Source organism: Sphingomonas sp. Leaf33 (genome assembly GCF_001421785.1).
GTDB lineage: Bacteria > Pseudomonadota > Alphaproteobacteria > Sphingomonadales > Sphingomonadaceae > Sphingomonas.
On the sequence record NZ_LMLB01000001.1, the window covers coordinates 436050 to 452817 of the forward strand.

Genomic DNA, 16768 nt, shown 5'->3' on the forward strand with positions numbered 1-16768 from the left:
TCAGCGTCCTTTGCCGGATGCGCGAAGGGCGGCGGCCACGTCGCGCGTCGTTTGCTCATAATGGGCGATCATGTCGCGGTAGCTGCTGCGGCCGGTCTCGGTCGGGCCGACGATGCAACTGTCGTCGACGCCGTCGCGCATGGCGATCCAGGCACGGCGGCCGGCGGTGGCGGCCGGCTTCGCGCGGGCAGAGACGGCCGCGGCGGCGGCGCGCGCGCTCTTGATGCGGGCAAGGGTCGCCGGGCGGCGATCGAGGTGCGCCCACTTCGCCGCCTGCTGCTCTGCTGCCGCGAGGTCGCGGAAACGATCGGTGAGCGTGGGCGCCTGAAGGGCGAGGAGGATGACGAGGATCATCATTTATCCTCCCCGGCACGGGGAGGGGGACCAGCCGCAGGCTGGTGGAGGGGGCAGGCCGCAAGCGAGACGATCGCGTCGGCGGTCGCTTGCGGGTCGGCAAGGATACGCGCGGCAGCAATGCGTACCACCCAGTATCCGTTATCGCTCAAAAACATGTCCCGAAGGGCATCGCGTTCGGGGCGATCCGCCACGTCGTGCGCGAAGCCATCGATCTCGACGACCAGCGATGCCTTTGCGCAGTAGAAATCGACCAAATAGGGCCCGATCGGGTGCTGGCGTCTGAACCGGACGCCGCCTGGCGATCCACGCAAGTGCTGCCACAGCTGGACTTCGGGCAGTGACATATCTCGGCGGAGGCGGCGGGCGGTGGCCACTTCGGGGCGCAGCAGGCGCGGCACGCCCCCTCCACCGGCTTCGCCGGTCCCCCTCCCCGTGCCGGGGAGGATCATGCGGACAGCAGCCGCGGGTTTACGACCTGGCCGCCTTGGGTCAGCCGCACCGCGTCGCCGATCTCTTCGTCGAGAACGGGCTTGCCTGTATCCTTGTCCCAGAACGCGCTGAGGAAGTTGAACAGGTTGCGGCTGAACAGCGCGCTGGTGTCCGCGGCGAGGCGCGAGGGCACGTTGCGGTGCCCGACGATCTTCACGCCGTGGCGCTCGACGACTTCGCCCGCGACCGCGCCTTCGACGTTGCCGCCGGCTTCCACCGCCAGGTCGACGATCACGCTGCCCGGCCGCATCGTCGCGATCTGGGCGTCGGTGATGAGGCGCGGGGCGGGGCGGCCGGGGATCAGCGCGGTCGTGATGACGATGTCCTGCTTGGCGATGTGCGACGATACGAGCGCGGCCTGCGCGGCCTTGTACTCGTCCGACATCTCGGTCGCATAGCCGCCCGATCCTTCGCCCTCGATGCCAGCGACATTCTCGACGAAGATCGGCTTGGCGCCGAGCGACTGGATCTGCTCCTTGGTCGCCGAGCGGACGTCGGTGGCCGAAACCTGCGCGCCCAGGCGCCGTGCGGTTGCGATCGCCTGCAATCCGGCGACGCCGACGCCCATCACGAACACCTTGGCGGCGCTGACCGTGCCCGCGGCGGTTATCATCATCGGGAACGCGCGGCCATATTCGCCCGCGGCGTCGAGCACCGCCTTGTAGCCGCTGAGGTTCGACTGCGACGACAGGATGTCCATCGACTGCGCGCGGGTGATGCGCGGCATGAATTCCATCGCCAGCGCCTCGATACCGAGCGTGGCATAGGCATCGACGCGCGCGCGCTCACCGAACGGGTTGAGACCGGCGGCGAGCCAGGCGCCGGGCTTGATGCCTGCAAGGCTCGCCGGGTCGGGGCCCGCGACGCCCAGCACGATGTCGGCATCGGCCAGCACATCGGCGCGTGTCCCCACGCTGGCACCGGCGGCGGCATAGGCGTCGTCGGCGATCGACGCGGTCGCGCCGGCCCCGCTTTCGACCGCCATCGTGGCCCCCAGGCCAATGAACTTCTTCACCGTCTCCGGCGTCGCCGCGACGCGACGTTCACCGGCTGCCGTTTCCCTCAGGACCGCGATCTTCATGCCCCCGCCCCCGCGATCAGCCGGCGATCAACCAGATCACTCCGGCGGCGATCACGGCGCAGGCGACGGTGCCGTACTTCAGGAAGTTCATGACCCCGTTGTAGGTCGATACATGTGCTTTCATGTCGGCTTGTTCGGCCATATTCGATCCCTCTCGATTGCGAATTTGAAACAACCTTAGCCAGCACGCGGCTGTCCCTCAAGTCCCGTGCAGGGACGGACTTAAGCCGGTCTTTACCGGTCGGTGCGTACACCATGCCCCGAACAGGGACGACGGGGACACGCCGCATGAATCGCAACGGCCAGCGACTGCTGATGCTGATCGACGACGAACCCGCGCAGCGCCGGCTGATCGCGGCGATCGCCGGTCGGCGCGGCTGGCGCACGATCTTCGCCGGCGATGCGGAAGTCGCAGTGGCGCAGCTCGGCACGCCCGACGGCATGGCGCTGGATGCCATCCTGCTCGACAGCTGGTCGCCGCAGGCCGACACCGCCGCGCTGATCGCTGAGTTGCGCGCGCGACGCCCCGCGCTGCCGATCCTGATGCTGACCGCGAACAATTCGGTCGCTGCCGCGGTCGACGCGATGCGCGCGGGCGCGACCGATTTCCTGGTGAAGCCGCTGGGGCCGGAGCGGATGCTTGCGGCGCTGGATGCCGCGATCGGGGGCGCGACGGCGGGCGAATTGCGTCCGTTGACCGAGAAGCTGCCGGCGAGCCTGGCGTTCGAGGACATCGTCGGCGCGGCGCCGCAATTCCGCGCCGCGCTCGCCATCGCGGCCAAGTCGGCGCGCGCCCGCGTGCCGGTGCTGATCGAGGGTGAAAGCGGCGTCGGCAAGGAAGTCGTCGCCGACGCGATCCACGCCGCAAGCCCCCGATCCAAGAAGCCGATGATCCGCGTCAACTGCGGCGCGATCCCTGCGAACCTGGTCGAAAGCGAGCTGTTCGGGCACGAGAAGGGGGCGTTCACCGGGGCGTTCGAACGCAAGATCGGCCGGTTCCAGGACGCCGATGGCGGTACCATCTTCCTCGACGAGATCGGCGAGATGCCGCTGGAGGCGCAGGTCAAGCTGCTGCGCGTGTTGCAATCGGGCGAAGTCCAGGCGATCGGCGCACGCCACCCGCGCGAAGTCGATGTCCGCGTGGTCGCTGCGACCAACAAGACGCTGGCCGACGAAGTCGCCGCCGGCCGTTTCCGCGAAGACCTGTATTATCGCCTGAACGTCGTCCAGGTGACGATCCCGCCCTTGCGCGATCGCCCCGACGACGTGGCGCCGCTCGCCCGCCACCTGCTGACCCGCATCGCGACGCAGCCGGGGCTGCGACCGCTGGGCATCACCGACGATGCCCTGTCGCTGCTGGTCCAGTACGACTGGCCGGGCAACGTCCGCCAGCTCCAGAACGCGCTCTTCCGGGCGGCCGTGCTGTGCGATGGCGACGCGCTGACCAAGAGCGATTTCCCGCAGATCGCGACGCTGGCGGGCGCACGCTCGATGCCGGGCACGGGCAATCTGGCGGGCGCGAGCGGCGTCACGCTGTTCCGCGCCGACGGCAACCTGCGCGCGCTGGAGGAGATTGAGGCGGACGTGATCCGCCTGGCGATCGGGCATTACCGGGGCCGCATGACCGAAGTCGCGCGGCGGCTGGGGATCGGGCGATCGACCTTGTATCGCAAGCTCGGCGAACTCGGGATTGATCAGAGCGCAGCGTGATCGTGCCTCGGTTTGCGTGAGCAAATTGAGGACTCGGCACGCTCGGCCAGCGGGGCGGCGAAGCCGTCCCGTCTGACGAGTGTGGCGACCCACGCTTAACAGAGTATGCTGGTCGGCATGACCGATTTCTCCAACCGCACCATCCTCGTCACCGGCGCCGCGTCGGGCATCGGCCTAGCTACCGCACGGCACCTCGCCGCGAATGGCGCCGCGCGCCTGATCCTGATCGACCGTGATGCCGATGCGCTCGCCGACATCGCGCTACCTTGCGCCATCGATCGTCTGGCCGGGGATGTCGCCGACGAAGCCTTCTGGGACAGCGCCCAACCAACGCTCGATGACCTCGACGCCGCCGTCATCAATGCCGGAGTCGCGGGTGCCGGGCCGATCGCCACGCTCGATTTCGCCGAATGGCGCCGCATCCTGTCGGTCAACCTCGACGGTGCATTCCTGACGCTGCGCGCGGCAATGCGGGCCACGGCCAAGCGGGGCGGGGCAATCGTCGCGGTGGCCTCCGCCACGGGCCTGAAGGCAGAGCCGGGAACCGCGGCCTATGGCGCGTCGAAGGCCGCGCTGATGCACCTCGTCCGCGTGGCGGCGAAGGAAGGTGCCGGGCGCGGCATCCGCGTGAACGCGATCGCGCCGGCGGGCGTCGAGACGCCGGTGTGGGACGCGGTGCCGATGTTCACGGCGCGCGTCGCGGAGATAGGCCGCGATGCCGCCTTTGCCGAAATGGCGAAGATGGCGACCCCGATCGGCCGGTTCGCCAAGCCGGACGAAATCGCCCGCCAGATCGCGTTCCTGCTGTCCGACGCGGCGGCGTTCGTCACCGGCACGACGCTGGTCAGCGACGGCGGGTATACGTTATAGTCCTTTGATCCGGTCAGGAGATGCTGCGATGCTGCCCACGCTCAGCCTGTTGCTCGCACTCGGTTTCGTCGCCGTCGCGGCGTGTCGGTTCTTCCCGTCGGCGCCATCGTGGACGCGAACTGCGCGGCTGGTGCTTGCGCTGGCGGCCGGTCTGGCTGGCGCCGCGACGTTCGGGATCTTGGGCGATTCCCGGTGGCTGGTCGGCGGCATCCTGTTCTTCGGCGCCGCGGTCCCCGGATTTCTGGCCGGCCATCGTCGCAGTCTCGCGATAGCGGCGCTGGTCTGCGGCGTCCTGGGACTCGGACTGTACGGCATCGCCACGTTACGGCCGATGGAGGCGGTCGCGGTCGCGGACTGACGTCGCGTCATCGCCTCTGCGGAGCGGGACGGCGGACTATTCCCGCCGGCCGGTCAGCCCGGCATCCTTCAGCCCGCGCCAGACGCGGAGCGCCTGCACCGTCTCCGCCACGTCGTGCACGCGCAGGATTTGCACCCCGCGGTCGGCACCGTGGATCGCCAGCGTCACGCTGCCGCCCAGGCGCTCGTCGACCGGCGCTTCGTTCGACAGCGCGCCGATCAGTCGCTTGCGGCTCGGCCCCAGCACGATACCGCAACCCAGGCCGTGGAACAGCGCGAGGCCGTTCAGCAGCGCGAGATTGTCGGCGAGCGACTTGGCAAAGCCGATGCCCGGATCGACCAGGATCTTCGCCCGGTTGACGCCGCCTGCGACGACCGCATCGATCCGCGCCTCCAGCCAGTCGTACACCTCGACCAGCACATCGGCGTAGACCGGGCGGGCGTGCGGACCCGCGGACGGGTCGGGGGTATGCATCAGCACCACCGGGCAGCCCGCGCTGGCGCAGACGCCGACGGCGCGGTCGTCCCACGCGAGGGCCGCGACGTCGTTGACGATGCCGGCCCCGGCGGCGAGCGCGGCCTCCATCACGCCGGCCTTGCGCGTGTCGATCGACAACGCGGTGCCCGATGCGGCCAGGCGTTCGATGACGGGGCGGACGCGGGCGATCTCGTCGCCCTCCCACACCGCCTGTGCGCCCGGACGCGTCGATTCGCCACCGACGTCGATGATCGCCGCCCCGGCGGCCGCCATGTCGAACCCGGCCTGCGCGGCGGCAGCATCGTCGGCATTGGCGCCGCCGTCCGAAAAGCTGTCGGGCGTACGGTTGAGGATGCCCATCACCTGCGGCTGCTCGAGCCGGATCGTGCGGCCGGGCAGCACGATGGGCGCGCGCGGCGCGGAGATGGCGGCGGCAAGGGTGCGCAGGCGGTCGGCCTGCGCGGGGGGGAGGTTGGCGATAAGCGCGGGCAAGGCCGAGACGGGGATACTTGCCTGTGCGATGCGGCGGTGATCGACGACGGCGATCAGTTCGTAGGCGGCGAACCACAGCAACCCGCCGGCCAGCCTCGCGACTGTCCCGTCGCGACCGACAGGGGTGTCGACGGGGGCTTCGGGGCGAAGGTAGAGCCTGGCTTCGGTTGGTATCGTCTGCGGATCAATCACTGCACCCACCCCGTTCGCACTGAGCTTGTCGAAGTGCTGTGCGTCTTGGCCTTGAGAAAGGGCAGGGCTTCGACAAGCTCAGCCCGAACGGCGAGAGGTCAGCCAGCTATTACGGCTGCGTCGCCAGCAGATACGTCTGCCGGATCGTATCGATCGGCTTCAGCGCGCCCTCGCTGTCGTGATGCCAGAACGTCCATCCGTTGCACGCGGGCGCCCCCTGGAGCGTCGAGCCGAGCTTGTGGATCGACCCCGCCTGCCCGCAGTCGCTCAGCAGCGACCCGTCGGCGCGGACGGTGGCGCGCCAGCGGCGCTTGGTGTCGGTCAGGACGATGCCGGGGATCAGGTATCCGGTTTCGACGAGGGTTCCGAACGCGACCTTCGGCGCGGCCTTCGGGCTCTGCATCGTCACCAGCGCCGATTCATCGAGCGGCAGCGCGGCGGCGATGCGTTCCTCGGCCGCGGCGATGTACGAATCCTCGCGCTCGATGCCGATCCAGTGCCGTCCCAGCCGCTTGGCGACCGCGCCGGTCGTGCCGGTACCGAAGAACGGGTCGAGGATCACGTCGCCGGGCTTCGAGCATGCCAGCAGGATGCGGTACAGCAGCGCCTCGGGCTTCTGGGTCGGGTGGACCTTTACCCCGTCCTTCTTCAGCCGCTCCTGTCCGCCGCAGATCGGGAATTCCCAGTCCGAGCGCATCTGCAGCTCGTCGTTCAGCGTCTTCATGCTGCGGTAATTGAACGTGTAGCGCGACTTCTCGCCCATCGACGCCCAAATGAGCGTCTCGTGCGCGTTGGTGAAGCGGGTGCCCTTGAAATTGGGCATCGGATTGGCTTTCCGCCACACGATGTCGTTCAGGATCCAGTAGCCGAGGTCCTGGATCGCCGCGCCGACCTTGAAGATGTTGTGATAGCTGCCGATCACCCAGATCGCGCCGTTGGGCTTCAGCACGCGGCGCGCCTCGGCCAGCCAGGCGCGGGTGAAGCGGTCGTAATGGCCCAGCGTCTCGAACTTGTCCCAGTCGTCGGTGACCGCATCGACATGGCTGCCGTCGGGGCGGTTGAGGTCGCCGCCGAGCTGCAGATTGTACGGCGGATCGGCAAAGATCAGGTCGACTGAGGCCGCGGGCAGGCGACGCATCATCTCGATGCAGTCGCCCTTCAGGATCCGGTCCAGCGCCAGGTCCAGGGGCGCTTCATCGGCCACCGCCGGCGCGCCGGCCAGCTTTTCGATAACACCCATTTTGAATCGGCCCCCCGGCGTTGTTGGACGCGCAATTCGGCGGAGCACCCGGACTCCGTCAAGCGGACATTGGTTAACGAAAACCCTTGCGAAGTCGTTAACGATGCGGAACAAACTCGGAACCTGCCCGCATTTTGAGTCCTGTGGGCAAGTTATCCACAACCCCTAGTGGTGTGCCGAAAAGGACTCGCCGAATATGGATAACCGGCTTTTGCGACGAATCGTTGGTCCGTGTCTCTCAGAGCGGCAGTTCGGCCTGCGCGACCGGTGCGAACGAGCGGCGGTGGAGCGGGCTGGGGCCGTGTTCGCGCAAGGCGGCCATGTGACGCGCGCAGCCATAGCCCTTGTTCGAATGCCAGTTGTATGCCGGGTAGGTTTCGGCCGCCGCGATCATGATCGCGTCGCGCGTGGTCTTGGCGAGGATCGAGGCCGCGGCGATCGACAGGCTTTGTCCGTCGCCGCCGACGATGGGCGTGCAGGCGTATGACCAGCGCGGGCTCCGGTTGCCGTCGACCAGCACATGGCCCGGAGCCACGCCCAGCGCCTCGACCGCCAGCGTCATCGCCTTCATCGTCGCCCAGTAGATGTTGAGCGTGTCGATCTCCGCCGGCTCGACGATGCCGATGCCGAAGGTCGCGCAGTCGCGCAGGCGCAGCGCCAGGCGGTCGCGTTCCTTGGCCGACAGCTTCTTCGAATCGTCGATGCCGCGCGGGATTCCTTTGGACGGCAGGATGACGGCCGCGGCGACGACAGGCCCGGCGAGCGGCCCGCGCCCGGCCTCGTCCACGCCTACGACCGGGGCGAGGCACAGTTTCTCGTGGCGCAGGCTAGGCATCGGCGATCCGCCACGGCGGGAAGCGTCGCATCTCGCCGGCCTGATACAGGCACAGGCGATTACCGGCGGGGTCGCTGAGTAGCGCTTCTCGCCAGCCCCAACGTTCGTCGACGGGATCGCTTACCACGGCTCCCGCCGCGCGGGCGCGGGCGATGGCGGCGTCTAGGTCATCGACTTCAAAATAGACGACCGCGCCGATATCGTCGTGGGCCATTGCCTCGATCGACAGAGTCGTACCGCCAGCGGCTTCGAAGCGGGCGTAGCGTGGCGGCGCGTCGATGATCCTGCTCAGTCCCAGCGCGCCATAGAAGCCGACGCTCGCGTCGTAATCGGTCGATGGCAGGGTAACCTGATTGGCGACCATGCCTGCGGTCGCGCCGTCCAGCCGTACCCGGGCATGACCCATCGGCCCATGTCCGGCGCCGAACCCCGGGGCTTCGCGCAACGCGACGCGGACGAATCGCCGTGCGCGTGCGATCGCGGCGGGCAGCGCGAGGCCGCGACCAAGGCCCTCGGCGATGCCGCTCGCCAGCGTGCAGCCGGTGCCATGGGTGTGCCGCGTGTCGATCCGCGGATCGGACCAGCGCGCGACCTCGCCGTCCGTCGTGACAAGCCGGTCGATCACATCGTCACCATCGGCATGACCGCCTTTGACCAACACCGCCGGGCCATGCGCGAGGATGCCCGCTTCGCCGCCCAGCGCCGCGAGCTCGGGCAGGTTGGGCGTGACGACCGTAGCCCGCCGCATCAGCCGTTCGAAGCCTGCGATCGTGTCGGCATCGGCCAGCACCGCGCCCGACGTCGCGACCATGACGGGGTCAAACACCACGGGCACGTCGAGCGTATCGAGGATATCGGCGACGGCATGCGCCACGTCCACCGATCCGATCATCCCGATCTTCACCGCATCGACGCCAATGTCGTCGATGCACGATCGCATCTGCTGCGCGACGAAGGCGGCAGGGACCGGCAGCACGCCCTGCACGCCCAGCGTGTTCTGTGCCGTCAGTGCGGTGATCGCGGTCATCGCGTGCCCACCGAGCATCGTGACGGTTTTGATATCGGCCTGAATGCCCGCACCGCCGCCAGAATCGGACCCGGCAACGATCAGGATGCGGGGGCAGATCACCCGCGGAAGCGCCGCTGCGTCGAAGCGGGGTTGGCGGCCAGCGATTTGCCGACGCGCGTCGGTCGATCGACCAGTTCGCCGCCGCAATTGGGGCAGATGTCGTCGACCGCGTCCGTGCAGTCGGCGCAGAAGGTGCATTCATGGCTGCAGATGAAGGCGCCGTGACGGTTGGCGGGCAGGTCGACGCCGCAGCGTTCGCAATCGGGGCGCATCTCGAGCATGGCGCGGGCCTTAGGCGATGGCGGCGCTTCGGGAAAGACGGCGGGTCGTAAGGCGAAAATCAACCAATATGGATCAAACCTGCATCCAGGGAGAGGAGAGGCCCATGATCAAGGTCGTCGTCGATCGCTCGCATGCGCTTGTGAACCTGACGGCGGACGGTTTCGTGACCGATGCCGACATCGCCACGGGTGCTGCACAGCTGCACGCTGCGATCCGCTCGCTGGGAGACCGCATGGGCCGCCACGTGACGCTGTACGACCTGACCGGCCTCCGGGTCGCGTCGCCGGCGATACTCGACACCTTTGCGGTCTTCTTCACCGACCCCGCCTACCGCGCGATCTGGGCGCGGCGCGTGGCGTTCGTCACCGCCTCGCCGCTCGTCACCTTGCAGATGGAGCGTATCCGCCGCGACCGCCCGGACATGCAGGTGTTCGCCGAACGTGCGCCGGCGATCGCGTGGCTGTTCGCAGTCCCCGAGCGTGGGCAGGCCGCGGCATAGGATCGGGATCAGCCGGTCAGGCCGCCGCCTTCACCGCCGCAACGATGCGGTCGACCACCGTCTCGACCTGCGCCTTGTCCTCACCCTCCGCCATCACGCGGATCAGCGGTTCGGTCCCCGACTTGCGGATGAGCAGGCGGCCGCGGCCCTCCAGCTCGCTTTCGGCCTCGGCGATCACGGCCTTGACCGTCGCGTTCTCCAGCGGCTGGGTGCCCGAATAGCGGACGTTCTTCAGCAGTTGCGGCAGGGGCTCGAACCGGCGCAGCACTTCGCTGGCCGGTGCGCCCGCGCGGACCACCTCGGCCAGCACCTGGAGTGCGGCGACCAGGCCGTCGCCGGTCGTCGCATAGTCGCTGAGGATGATGTGTCCCGACTGTTCGCCGCCGACATTGTAGCCCGACGCGCGCATCTTTTCGAGCACGTAGCGGTCGCCGACGTTGGTGCGCACAAGCCCCAGCCCTTGCGCCGACAAGTGGCGCTCCAGGCCCAGGTTCGACATGACCGTCGCGACCAGCCCGCCGCCGCGCAGACGCCCCTGGCGCGCCCAGCCGCCGGCGATGGTCGCCATCAACTGGTCGCCATCGACGATCTGGCCGGTTTCATCGACCACGATCAGCCGGTCGGCGTCACCGTCCAGCGCAATGCCGATGTGCGCGCCGGACGCGACGACCGTCTCGCACAGCGTCAGCGGTGCGGTCGACCCGACCTGGTCATTGATATTGCGGCCGTTGGGCGTGACTCCGATGGCGATGACATCCGCGCCCAGTTCCCACAGCGCGGACGGCGCGACCTGATAGGCGGCGCCGTTCGCGCAATCGACGACAATCTTCAGCCCGTCGAGCGTCAGTTCGCCGGGGAAGGTCGTCTTGGCGAAATGGATGTAGCGGCCCTTGGCATCGTCGACGCGGCGGGCGCGGCCGATATCGGCGGCGGGCGCCAGGTCGACACGGCCGTCGATCCCGTCTTCGATCGCGGCTTCGTCGGCGTCGCTCAGCTTGTAGCCGTCGGGACCGAACAGCTTGATGCCGTTGTCGAAGAACGGATTGTGGCTGGCCGACAGCATGACGCCCATGTCGGCACGCATCGATGCCGTCAGCATCGCGACCGCGGGCGTCGGCATCGGTCCCAGCAGGACCACGTCCATGCCCACGCTGGTGAAGCCCGCGACCAGCGCGGATTCGAGCATATAGCCCGACAGGCGGGTGTCCTTCCCGATGACGACGCGGTGGCGGTGGTCGCCGCGCAGGAAATGCTTCCCCGCGGCCATGCCGACCTTCATCGCCATTTCGGCGGTCATCTTGTCGGCGTTGGTCAGGCCGCGAATGCCGTCGGTGCCGAAATATTTCCTTGCCATCGTGACGTTTTCCGCAACCTTGTCGCCGTGTGAGTGGGCCGCCATAGCGCGCGACCACCGGAGAATCGAGTAATGTCGCAAGCCACCCGTATCCTGATCTCGCTCGTCGGCGGCCTCGTGCTCGGCATCCTGCTGGCGCGCGTCGCCCCGTCGGCGGATGCGCTGGGCGTCGCCATTGCCGAACCAGTGGGGACGATCTGGCTGCACGGATTGCAGATGACCATCGTGCCGCTGGTCGTCGGCCTGCTAGTGACCGGCATCGCCGCGACCGCCGAAGCGGCCAAGGCCAGCCGTCTCGCGACGCGCGCGCTGATCGTGTTCATCGCGCTCCTCTGGACGTCGTCGGCGCTGTCGGCGGCGATCTTTTTCGGGATAACGCATCTCTTCCCGCTCGGGCCCGACGCGGCCGCCGCGCTGAAGGGCGCGGTCGCCAGCGCCAGCGAGGTGGGCGCGGTGCCGCCCTTCAGTGACTTCCTGGTCGCGATGGTGCCGACGAACCCGCTGGCCGCGGCGGCCAATGACGCCTTCCTGCCGCTGATCGTGTTCACTGTCGCCTTCGCCTTCGCCGTCACGCGGTTGCCCGACGAGCCGCGCAAGCTGCTGACCGGCTTCTTCCAGGCGGTGGCGGATGCGATGCTGATCGTCATCGGCTGGGTGCTGTGGCTGGCGCCGCTGGGCGTCTTCGCGCTGGCCTTTGCAGTCGGGGCAAAGGCCGGGACTGCGGCGTTCGGCGCGCTGATCCACTATGTCCTGACCGTCACCGCGTGCGGCGCGGGCGTCACGTTGCTCGCGTTTCCGGTGGCCATCATCGGCGGCCGGTTGGGGCTGGGCACCTATCTGCGCGCGATGACGCAGCCGGCGGCGGTCGCGGTGTCGACGCAGTCGAGTCTCGCGTCGCTGCCGGCGATGCTACGTGCCAGCGAGAAGCTGGGGCTGCCGGTCGCGACGTCGGGCGTCGTGTTGCCGCTGGCAGTGGCGATCTTCCGCTTTACCGGCCCGGCGATGAACCTGGCGGTCGCGCTGTACGTCGCGCATATCTTTGGGGTCGAGCTGACCGCGGGGCAGATCGCGATCGGCATCGCCGCCGCCGCCGTGACGACGATGGGCGCGGTCAGCTTGCCGGGCACCATCAGTTTCGTATCGTCGATCGCGCCGATCGCGCTGGCGATGGGTCTGCCGATCGGCCCGCTGGCCCTGCTGGTCGCGGTCGAGACCTTTCCCGACATCATGCGTACGCTGGGCAACGTCATGATGGACGTCGCCGCGACCTCCGCGATCGGCCGGCGATCAGGCGTGGCCAGGAGTGAAGCAGACGCGATCCTGGCACAGGCGCCGGAATGATCGCCTAACCCGGCCCGTCCACATCCTCGTCCTCGGGCGCGCGCCGATCCTCGCGGCGCGGTGGCGGGCCGTCGCGGCGGCGGTCGCTGGGGCCGACGTTGAAGCTGCCGTCGCGGCCCAGCCGGACGTTCAGGCCAAGGCCCTCGATCTCCGCGGCCGGGGGCGCGGCGGGATCGTCGGTGAAGATCGGCTCGCTTGGATCGATCATGTCGTCGATCATGTTGCCGACCGGATCCTCAGGCTCCTCGATAACCGCGGGCAGGGGGGCGGACACGCCCAGCGCTTCGATCATGAAGTCGCGCCAGATGCGCGCGGGGATGCCGCCGCCCTGCAGGCCCGGATTGGGCGAATTGTCATCGTTGCCAACCCAAACGCCGGCGACCAGCCCCTGGGCATAGCCGACGAACAGTGCGTCGCGGCTGTCCTGCGTCGTGCCGGTCTTGCCGAAGCCGGTGATGCTGAGCGCGGCCTGCTGGCCCGTTCCGCTGGCGATCGAGCGCGACAGCAACTCGCGCATTCCCTCCAGCGTCTTGTCGTCGATCGCCGTGCGACGCCCGCGCCAGCGATCGATGAAGCCCGCTTCTTCCTCCGCCGACAGCCCGCGCGCGCGCACCGGATATTCGCCCGCGGCGATCGCGGCATAGGCGCTGGTCAGTTCCAGCAGCGACATGGTCGAGGTGCCGAGCGCGATCGACGCTTCGTTCGGGATCGGGCTGGTCACGCCCAGGTCGCGCGCGGCGCGGATGACGTTCGATACGCCGACCTCCTTGGTCAGGCGCGCGGCGGCCACGTTGGATGATTTGGCAAAGGCGCGCGCTAGCGTGATGTCGCCGGCGTAGCGGCCATCCGAATTCTTCGGGCTCCATTCGCCGATCGTGACCGGGCGGTCCTCGACAGTGCTCTCGGGCGTCATGCCGGAGCGCAGCGCGGCGAGATAGACGAACAGCTTGAACGTCGACCCCGGCTGGCGCTTGGCCTGCACCGCGCGGTTGAACGGCGACTTCGCATAGTCCTTGCCGCCGACCATCGCGACGACGGTGCCGTCCGGGCGCATCGCGACCAGTGCCGCCTGCGCCTCGCGCAGCCCGGCGCGGCGGATCGCGCGTTCGGCGGCGCGTTGCATCCGCTGGTCGAGCGTGGTCGTGACGGTCAGCTCGTTGGCGATCTCGCCGGCGCGGTCGCGCGCCTGCGGCAGGACCCAGTCGGCGAAGTACGTGCCGGAGGGGAGCGTCTTCGTCCGCTCGACCTTCAACCGCGCCGGGCCGACGTCGGCGGCCTCCGCCTTCGTCAGGAACCCGCTTTCGACCATCGCGCCGACGACCAGCTTCTGCCGCGCGCGTGCGCCCGACAGGTTGATGGTCGGGGCGAGGCGTGACGGCGCCTTGACCAGCCCGGCCAGCAGCGCGGCCTGCGCGACGCTCAGTTGCTCGGGCTGCTTGCTGAAATAATGCTTCGCCGCCGCCGACAGGCCATAGACGTTGTCGCCGAAATAGGCGTTCGAGAGGTACCGGCTGAGGATCTCGTCCTTGGTCAGCCACGCCTCTAGCCAGAACGAGATCATCAGCTCGCGCGCCTTGCGGCCGAAGGTGCGGTCGGACGACAGGAACGCGTTCTTGGCGAGCTGCTGGGTGATCGTCGACCCGCCCTCGCGCATCCCGCCGGCGCGCGCGTTGTTCCACATCGCGCGGGCGATGCCGCGCGGCGATACGCCCCAGTGCGAATAGAAGCGTCGATCCTCGATCGCCAGGAACGCCTGCGGGATGTGCTTAGGCAACGTGCGCACGTCGACGGGATCGCCGATGACCGCGCCGCGCCGCGCGATCGGCGTCTTGCCGTCGCTCGCCAGCAGCGTGATGCTGGGCGGCGTCGGTGGTTTCAGCGACCGCGAGAGGGGCGCGGTGATCGCCAGCCAGATGATCGCCACGACCAGCAGGACGATGGCGACACCCGTCCCGCGGACGATCCAGCGGCCCCAGCGGATGCGGCGCTTCGGCGTGGCTGAGGGGGGATCGAAGCGCAGCGGATCGCCCGGCGGCGGGGCAGGCGGCGTCGTGCCCGAGGACAGTTTCCCGGTGCGCGCGAAATTGGCGAAGGGGTCGTCGTCGGACGCACCGGGACGGCGGTCGGACGGATCGAACGGCGGACCCAAGTTCATGGCGACTGTATTAACAACCTAACACGCGACCCGCAAGCCGCGGAATGTCCTGGGCGTCATGCTTCCAGCTCGATGTCCCAATACAGCCAGTCGCGCCACGTGTCGTGCAGGTAATTGGGCGGAAAGCTGCGCCCGTGTTCCTGCAGATGCCAGCTGGTCGGGCGGATCGGCTGGACGTGCAGCGGCATCCCCGCCTCGCGCGGGGTGCGCCCGCCCTTCTTCAGGTTGCAGGGCGCACACGCGGTCGCGACATTCTCCCACGTCGTGCGGCCGCCCTGTGCGCGGGGGATGACGTGGTCGAACGTCAGGTCGCGGCCGGTGCCGCAATATTGGCAGGCGAAGCGGTCGCGCAGGAACAGGTTGAAGCGGGTGAAGGCGGGAAAGGCCGATGGCCGGACATATTGCTTGAGCGCGATGACCGAGGGAAGTTTCAGCGCCGCGGTCGGGCTGCGCACCTCGCGTTCGTAATGCGACACGATATCGACGCGGTCGAGGAACACGGCCTTCACCGCGGTCTGCCATGGCCAGATCGACAGGGGATAGTAGCTGAGCGGCGTATAGTCGGCATTGAGCACCAGGGCCGGGCAACTGTCCGGATGCCGCATTAGGTCAGGATGAAACATACGTCCCCCTTCGCTTCGTCGCTCCGCGAGCCATCGCCGCGAAGGATGACACCTGCATGACAGCATAGGGAAGGCGGCCCGGTCAAGCGCATGGGTGGTCAAGCGCATGGGTGGTGTCGGCCTGCGGACGCGCTATGGAAGCGCCAAGACTAAGGAGAGCGACATGAAGACCATCGGTGTGATCGGTGCGGGACAGATGGGTGCAGGCATCGCGCAGGTGTCGGCGGCGGCCGGGTACCGGGTGCTGCTGTCCGACGTCGACCAGGCGCGCGCGGACGCCGGCAAGGCAGGCATCGCCAAGCAGCTCGACCGGCTGGTGACGAAGGAAAAGATCACCGCCGACGCGCGCGACACGACGCTCGGCCACATCGAACCGGTCGGCGACGTCGCGGCGATGGGGGACTGCGACCTGGTGATCGAGGCGGCGACCGAGCGCGAGGAGATCAAGCGCAAGATCTTTGCGGCGGTGGGCAAGGGGATGCGCAGCGACGCGATCCTCGCCAGCAACACATCGTCGATCCCGATCACGCGCCTGGCGCAGGCGTCGCCCGATCCGGCGCGGTTCATGGGCGTGCATTTCTTCAATCCCGTGCCCGTCATGGGCCTGATCGAGCTGATCCGGGGTCTGGCGACCAGCGACGCGACGGTCCAGGCGGTCGAGGCGTTCGGGCGTACGCTGGGCAAGGAGATCGTCCACGCCAACGACGCGCCCGGCTTCATCGTCAACCGCGTGCTGATGCCGATGCTGAACGAGGCGTGCTTCGCGCTGGGCGAAGGCGTCGCGACGATCCGCGATGTCGACACCGCGTGTCAGCTCGGGCTCAACCACCCGATGGGTCCATTCACGCTGGCCGACTTCATCGGGCTCGACACCTGCCTGGAGATCACGCGCGTGCTGTTCGAAGGCACCGGCGACCCCAAGTTCCGGCCCGCGCCGCTGCTGGTGAAGTATGTCGAGGCCGGCTGGTACGGCCGCAAGACCGGGCGCGGCTTCTACGACTATTCGGGACCCGAGCCCGTACCGACACGTTGAGGCGGCCATGGCCCTCGACGATACCATCATCCAGACGCCCGATGGTCCGATGACCTATGGCGAATGGAAGAAGAAGAACCCGGTGCAGGTCCCGTCGCGCCGGACCAAGGGCAAGGATTTGCCGAACAAGGTGAAGATCCGGACGGACGAGTGATTCTTCGTGCGTTCGTGCCGAGCGTGTCGACGACCCGCCTTTTCTTCGTGTGGCGGGGCCCGCGGCCCGACGAAGGGGCTGCCCCTCGACAGGCTGATGGCGACGGGTGGGACGGGTAAACGCCGCATCACCCTGTCCCACCCCGGAACACCCGGAA

The 16768-nt window shown here is 68.5% G+C and carries 19 protein-coding genes; 7 read left to right on the forward strand and 12 right to left on the reverse strand.

Features of this window, described 5'->3' with window-relative positions:
• The 4 genes from ASE86_RS02195 to ASE86_RS15590 are packed head-to-tail and all read right to left on the reverse strand — an operon-like array spanning window position 1 to window position 2069.
• Window positions 1-357 carry a hypothetical protein gene (locus ASE86_RS02195; protein ID WP_056421864.1) on the reverse strand — a complete coding sequence of 119 codons (357 nt, stop codon included), beginning with the start codon at window positions 355-357 and terminating at the stop codon, window positions 1-3.
• Complete coding sequence (locus ASE86_RS02200; RefSeq protein ID WP_082441608.1) at window positions 354-806, reverse strand: endonuclease domain-containing protein; 453 nt, start codon at window positions 804-806, stop codon at window positions 354-356. Before ASE86_RS02200 ends, ASE86_RS02195 begins: the two co-directional genes overlap by 4 nt.
• Complete coding sequence (locus ASE86_RS02205) at window positions 803-1927, reverse strand: Re/Si-specific NAD(P)(+) transhydrogenase subunit alpha (protein WP_056421865.1); 1125 nt, start codon at window positions 1925-1927, stop codon at window positions 803-805. Before ASE86_RS02205 ends, ASE86_RS02200 begins: the two co-directional genes overlap by 4 nt.
• Before the next feature lie 16 nt (window positions 1928-1943).
• A complete protein-coding gene (locus ASE86_RS15590) occupies window positions 1944-2069 on the reverse strand; it encodes an aa3-type cytochrome c oxidase subunit IV (RefSeq protein ID WP_082441609.1) in 126 nt (41 codons plus the stop codon).
• A gap of 146 nt (window positions 2070-2215) precedes the next feature.
• On the opposite strand from ASE86_RS15590, the gene ASE86_RS02210 reads away from it, so the two are divergent.
• The 3 genes from ASE86_RS02210 to ASE86_RS02220 all read left to right on the forward strand — a co-directional run bounded on the left by ASE86_RS02210 (window position 2216) and on the right by ASE86_RS02220 (window position 4865).
• Window positions 2216-3637 (forward strand): sigma-54-dependent transcriptional regulator, encoded by a 1422-nt coding sequence (locus tag ASE86_RS02210; protein WP_056421866.1) that lies wholly within the window; start codon window positions 2216-2218, stop codon window positions 3635-3637.
• Window positions 3638-3754: 117 nt separating this feature from the next.
• On the forward strand, window positions 3755-4507 hold the full coding sequence (locus tag ASE86_RS02215) for an SDR family NAD(P)-dependent oxidoreductase (protein ID WP_056426481.1): 753 nt from the start codon (window positions 3755-3757) through the stop codon (window positions 4505-4507).
• Between the two features lie 28 nt (window positions 4508-4535).
• On the forward strand, window positions 4536-4865 hold the full coding sequence (locus ASE86_RS02220; protein WP_056421867.1) for a hypothetical protein: 330 nt from the start codon (window positions 4536-4538) through the stop codon (window positions 4863-4865).
• Window positions 4866-4901: 36 nt separating this feature from the next.
• Here ASE86_RS02220 and folP read toward each other — a convergent pair whose 3' ends face one another.
• From folP to ASE86_RS02245, 5 genes are all read right to left on the reverse strand, one after another.
• On the reverse strand, window positions 4902-6026 hold the full coding sequence (gene folP, locus ASE86_RS02225) for a dihydropteroate synthase (protein WP_056421868.1): 1125 nt from the start codon (window positions 6024-6026) through the stop codon (window positions 4902-4904).
• A 109-nt stretch (window positions 6027-6135) separates the two neighbouring features.
• Window positions 6136-7266 (reverse strand): site-specific DNA-methyltransferase, encoded by a 1131-nt coding sequence (locus ASE86_RS02230; protein ID WP_056421869.1) that lies wholly within the window; start codon window positions 7264-7266, stop codon window positions 6136-6138.
• Between the two features lie 238 nt (window positions 7267-7504).
• Window positions 7505-8101 carry a ribonuclease HII gene (locus tag ASE86_RS02235; protein WP_056421870.1) on the reverse strand — a complete coding sequence of 199 codons (597 nt, stop codon included), beginning with the start codon at window positions 8099-8101 and terminating at the stop codon, window positions 7505-7507.
• On the reverse strand, window positions 8094-9227 hold the full coding sequence (gene thiD, locus ASE86_RS02240) for a bifunctional hydroxymethylpyrimidine kinase/phosphomethylpyrimidine kinase (protein WP_056426484.1): 1134 nt from the start codon (window positions 9225-9227) through the stop codon (window positions 8094-8096). The genes ASE86_RS02235 and thiD overlap by 8 nt, the downstream gene beginning before the upstream one ends.
• Complete coding sequence (locus ASE86_RS02245; protein ID WP_056421871.1) at window positions 9227-9451, reverse strand: DUF1272 domain-containing protein; 225 nt, start codon at window positions 9449-9451, stop codon at window positions 9227-9229. The genes thiD and ASE86_RS02245 overlap by 1 nt, the downstream gene beginning before the upstream one ends.
• Before the next feature lie 104 nt (window positions 9452-9555).
• Here ASE86_RS02245 and ASE86_RS02250 point away from each other — a divergent pair, with 104 nt between their 5' ends.
• Complete coding sequence (locus ASE86_RS02250; RefSeq protein WP_056421872.1) at window positions 9556-9951, forward strand: hypothetical protein; 396 nt, start codon at window positions 9556-9558, stop codon at window positions 9949-9951.
• Window positions 9952-9967: 16 nt separating this feature from the next.
• On the opposite strand, the gene glmM is transcribed toward ASE86_RS02250, so the two are convergent.
• A complete protein-coding gene (gene glmM / locus ASE86_RS02255; RefSeq protein WP_056426486.1) occupies window positions 9968-11305 on the reverse strand; it encodes a phosphoglucosamine mutase in 1338 nt (445 codons plus the stop codon).
• A gap of 72 nt (window positions 11306-11377) precedes the next feature.
• On the opposite strand from glmM, the gene ASE86_RS02260 reads away from it, so the two are divergent.
• Window positions 11378-12646, forward strand: coding sequence for a dicarboxylate/amino acid:cation symporter (locus ASE86_RS02260; protein ID WP_056421873.1), 1269 nt, complete (start codon window positions 11378-11380; stop codon window positions 12644-12646).
• A gap of 4 nt (window positions 12647-12650) precedes the next feature.
• On the opposite strand, the gene ASE86_RS02265 is transcribed toward ASE86_RS02260, so the two are convergent.
• Window positions 12651-14801, reverse strand: coding sequence for a transglycosylase domain-containing protein (locus tag ASE86_RS02265; protein WP_056421874.1), 2151 nt, complete (start codon window positions 14799-14801; stop codon window positions 12651-12653).
• 56 nt (window positions 14802-14857) lie between these two features.
• Window positions 14858-15424 (reverse strand): HNH endonuclease, encoded by a 567-nt coding sequence (locus ASE86_RS02270; RefSeq protein WP_056421875.1) that lies wholly within the window; start codon window positions 15422-15424, stop codon window positions 14858-14860.
• Window positions 15425-15587: 163 nt separating this feature from the next.
• Between ASE86_RS02270 and ASE86_RS02275 the strand changes: the two genes are divergently transcribed.
• Entirely contained in the window at window positions 15588-16457 is an 870-nt protein-coding gene (locus ASE86_RS02275; RefSeq protein WP_056426489.1) for a 3-hydroxyacyl-CoA dehydrogenase NAD-binding domain-containing protein, read from the forward strand.
• Window positions 16458-16464: 7 nt separating this feature from the next.
• Window positions 16465-16611, forward strand: coding sequence for a hypothetical protein (locus ASE86_RS16275; protein WP_200911473.1), 147 nt, complete (start codon window positions 16465-16467; stop codon window positions 16609-16611).
• Window positions 16612-16768: the final 157 nt, after the last annotated feature.

Excerpts from the sequence above, each read along its gene's own strand:
- ASE86_RS02195 (WP_056421864.1), bottom strand. The coding sequence starts at position 357 with ATGATGATCCTCGTCATCCTCCTCGCCCTTCAGGCGCCCACGCTCACC.
- ASE86_RS02200 (WP_082441608.1), bottom strand. The coding sequence starts at position 806 with ATGATCCTCCCCGGCACGGGGAGGGGGACCGGCGAAGCCGGTGGAGGG.
- ASE86_RS02205 (WP_056421865.1), bottom strand. The coding sequence starts at position 1,927 with ATGAAGATCGCGGTCCTGAGGGAAACGGCAGCCGGTGAACGTCGCGTC.
- ASE86_RS15590 (WP_082441609.1), bottom strand. The coding sequence starts at position 2,069 with ATGGCCGAACAAGCCGACATGAAAGCACATGTATCGACCTACAACGGG.
- ASE86_RS02210 (WP_056421866.1), top strand. The coding sequence starts at position 2,216 with ATGAATCGCAACGGCCAGCGACTGCTGATGCTGATCGACGACGAACCC.
- ASE86_RS02215 (WP_056426481.1), top strand. The coding sequence starts at position 3,755 with ATGACCGATTTCTCCAACCGCACCATCCTCGTCACCGGCGCCGCGTCG.
- ASE86_RS02220 (WP_056421867.1), top strand. The coding sequence starts at position 4,536 with ATGCTGCCCACGCTCAGCCTGTTGCTCGCACTCGGTTTCGTCGCCGTC.
- ASE86_RS02230 (WP_056421869.1), bottom strand. The coding sequence starts at position 7,266 with ATGGGTGTTATCGAAAAGCTGGCCGGCGCGCCGGCGGTGGCCGATGAA.
- ASE86_RS02235 (WP_056421870.1), bottom strand. The coding sequence starts at position 8,101 with ATGCCTAGCCTGCGCCACGAGAAACTGTGCCTCGCCCCGGTCGTAGGC.
- ASE86_RS02245 (WP_056421871.1), bottom strand. The coding sequence starts at position 9,451 with ATGCTCGAGATGCGCCCCGATTGCGAACGCTGCGGCGTCGACCTGCCC.
- ASE86_RS02250 (WP_056421872.1), top strand. The coding sequence starts at position 9,556 with ATGATCAAGGTCGTCGTCGATCGCTCGCATGCGCTTGTGAACCTGACG.
- glmM (WP_056426486.1), bottom strand. The coding sequence starts at position 11,305 with ATGGCAAGGAAATATTTCGGCACCGACGGCATTCGCGGCCTGACCAAC.
- ASE86_RS02260 (WP_056421873.1), top strand. The coding sequence starts at position 11,378 with ATGTCGCAAGCCACCCGTATCCTGATCTCGCTCGTCGGCGGCCTCGTG.
- ASE86_RS02265 (WP_056421874.1), bottom strand. The coding sequence starts at position 14,801 with ATGAACTTGGGTCCGCCGTTCGATCCGTCCGACCGCCGTCCCGGTGCG.
- ASE86_RS02270 (WP_056421875.1), bottom strand. The coding sequence starts at position 15,424 with ATGTTTCATCCTGACCTAATGCGGCATCCGGACAGTTGCCCGGCCCTG.
- ASE86_RS02275 (WP_056426489.1), top strand. The coding sequence starts at position 15,588 with ATGAAGACCATCGGTGTGATCGGTGCGGGACAGATGGGTGCAGGCATC.
- ASE86_RS16275 (WP_200911473.1), top strand. The coding sequence starts at position 16,465 with ATGGCCCTCGACGATACCATCATCCAGACGCCCGATGGTCCGATGACC.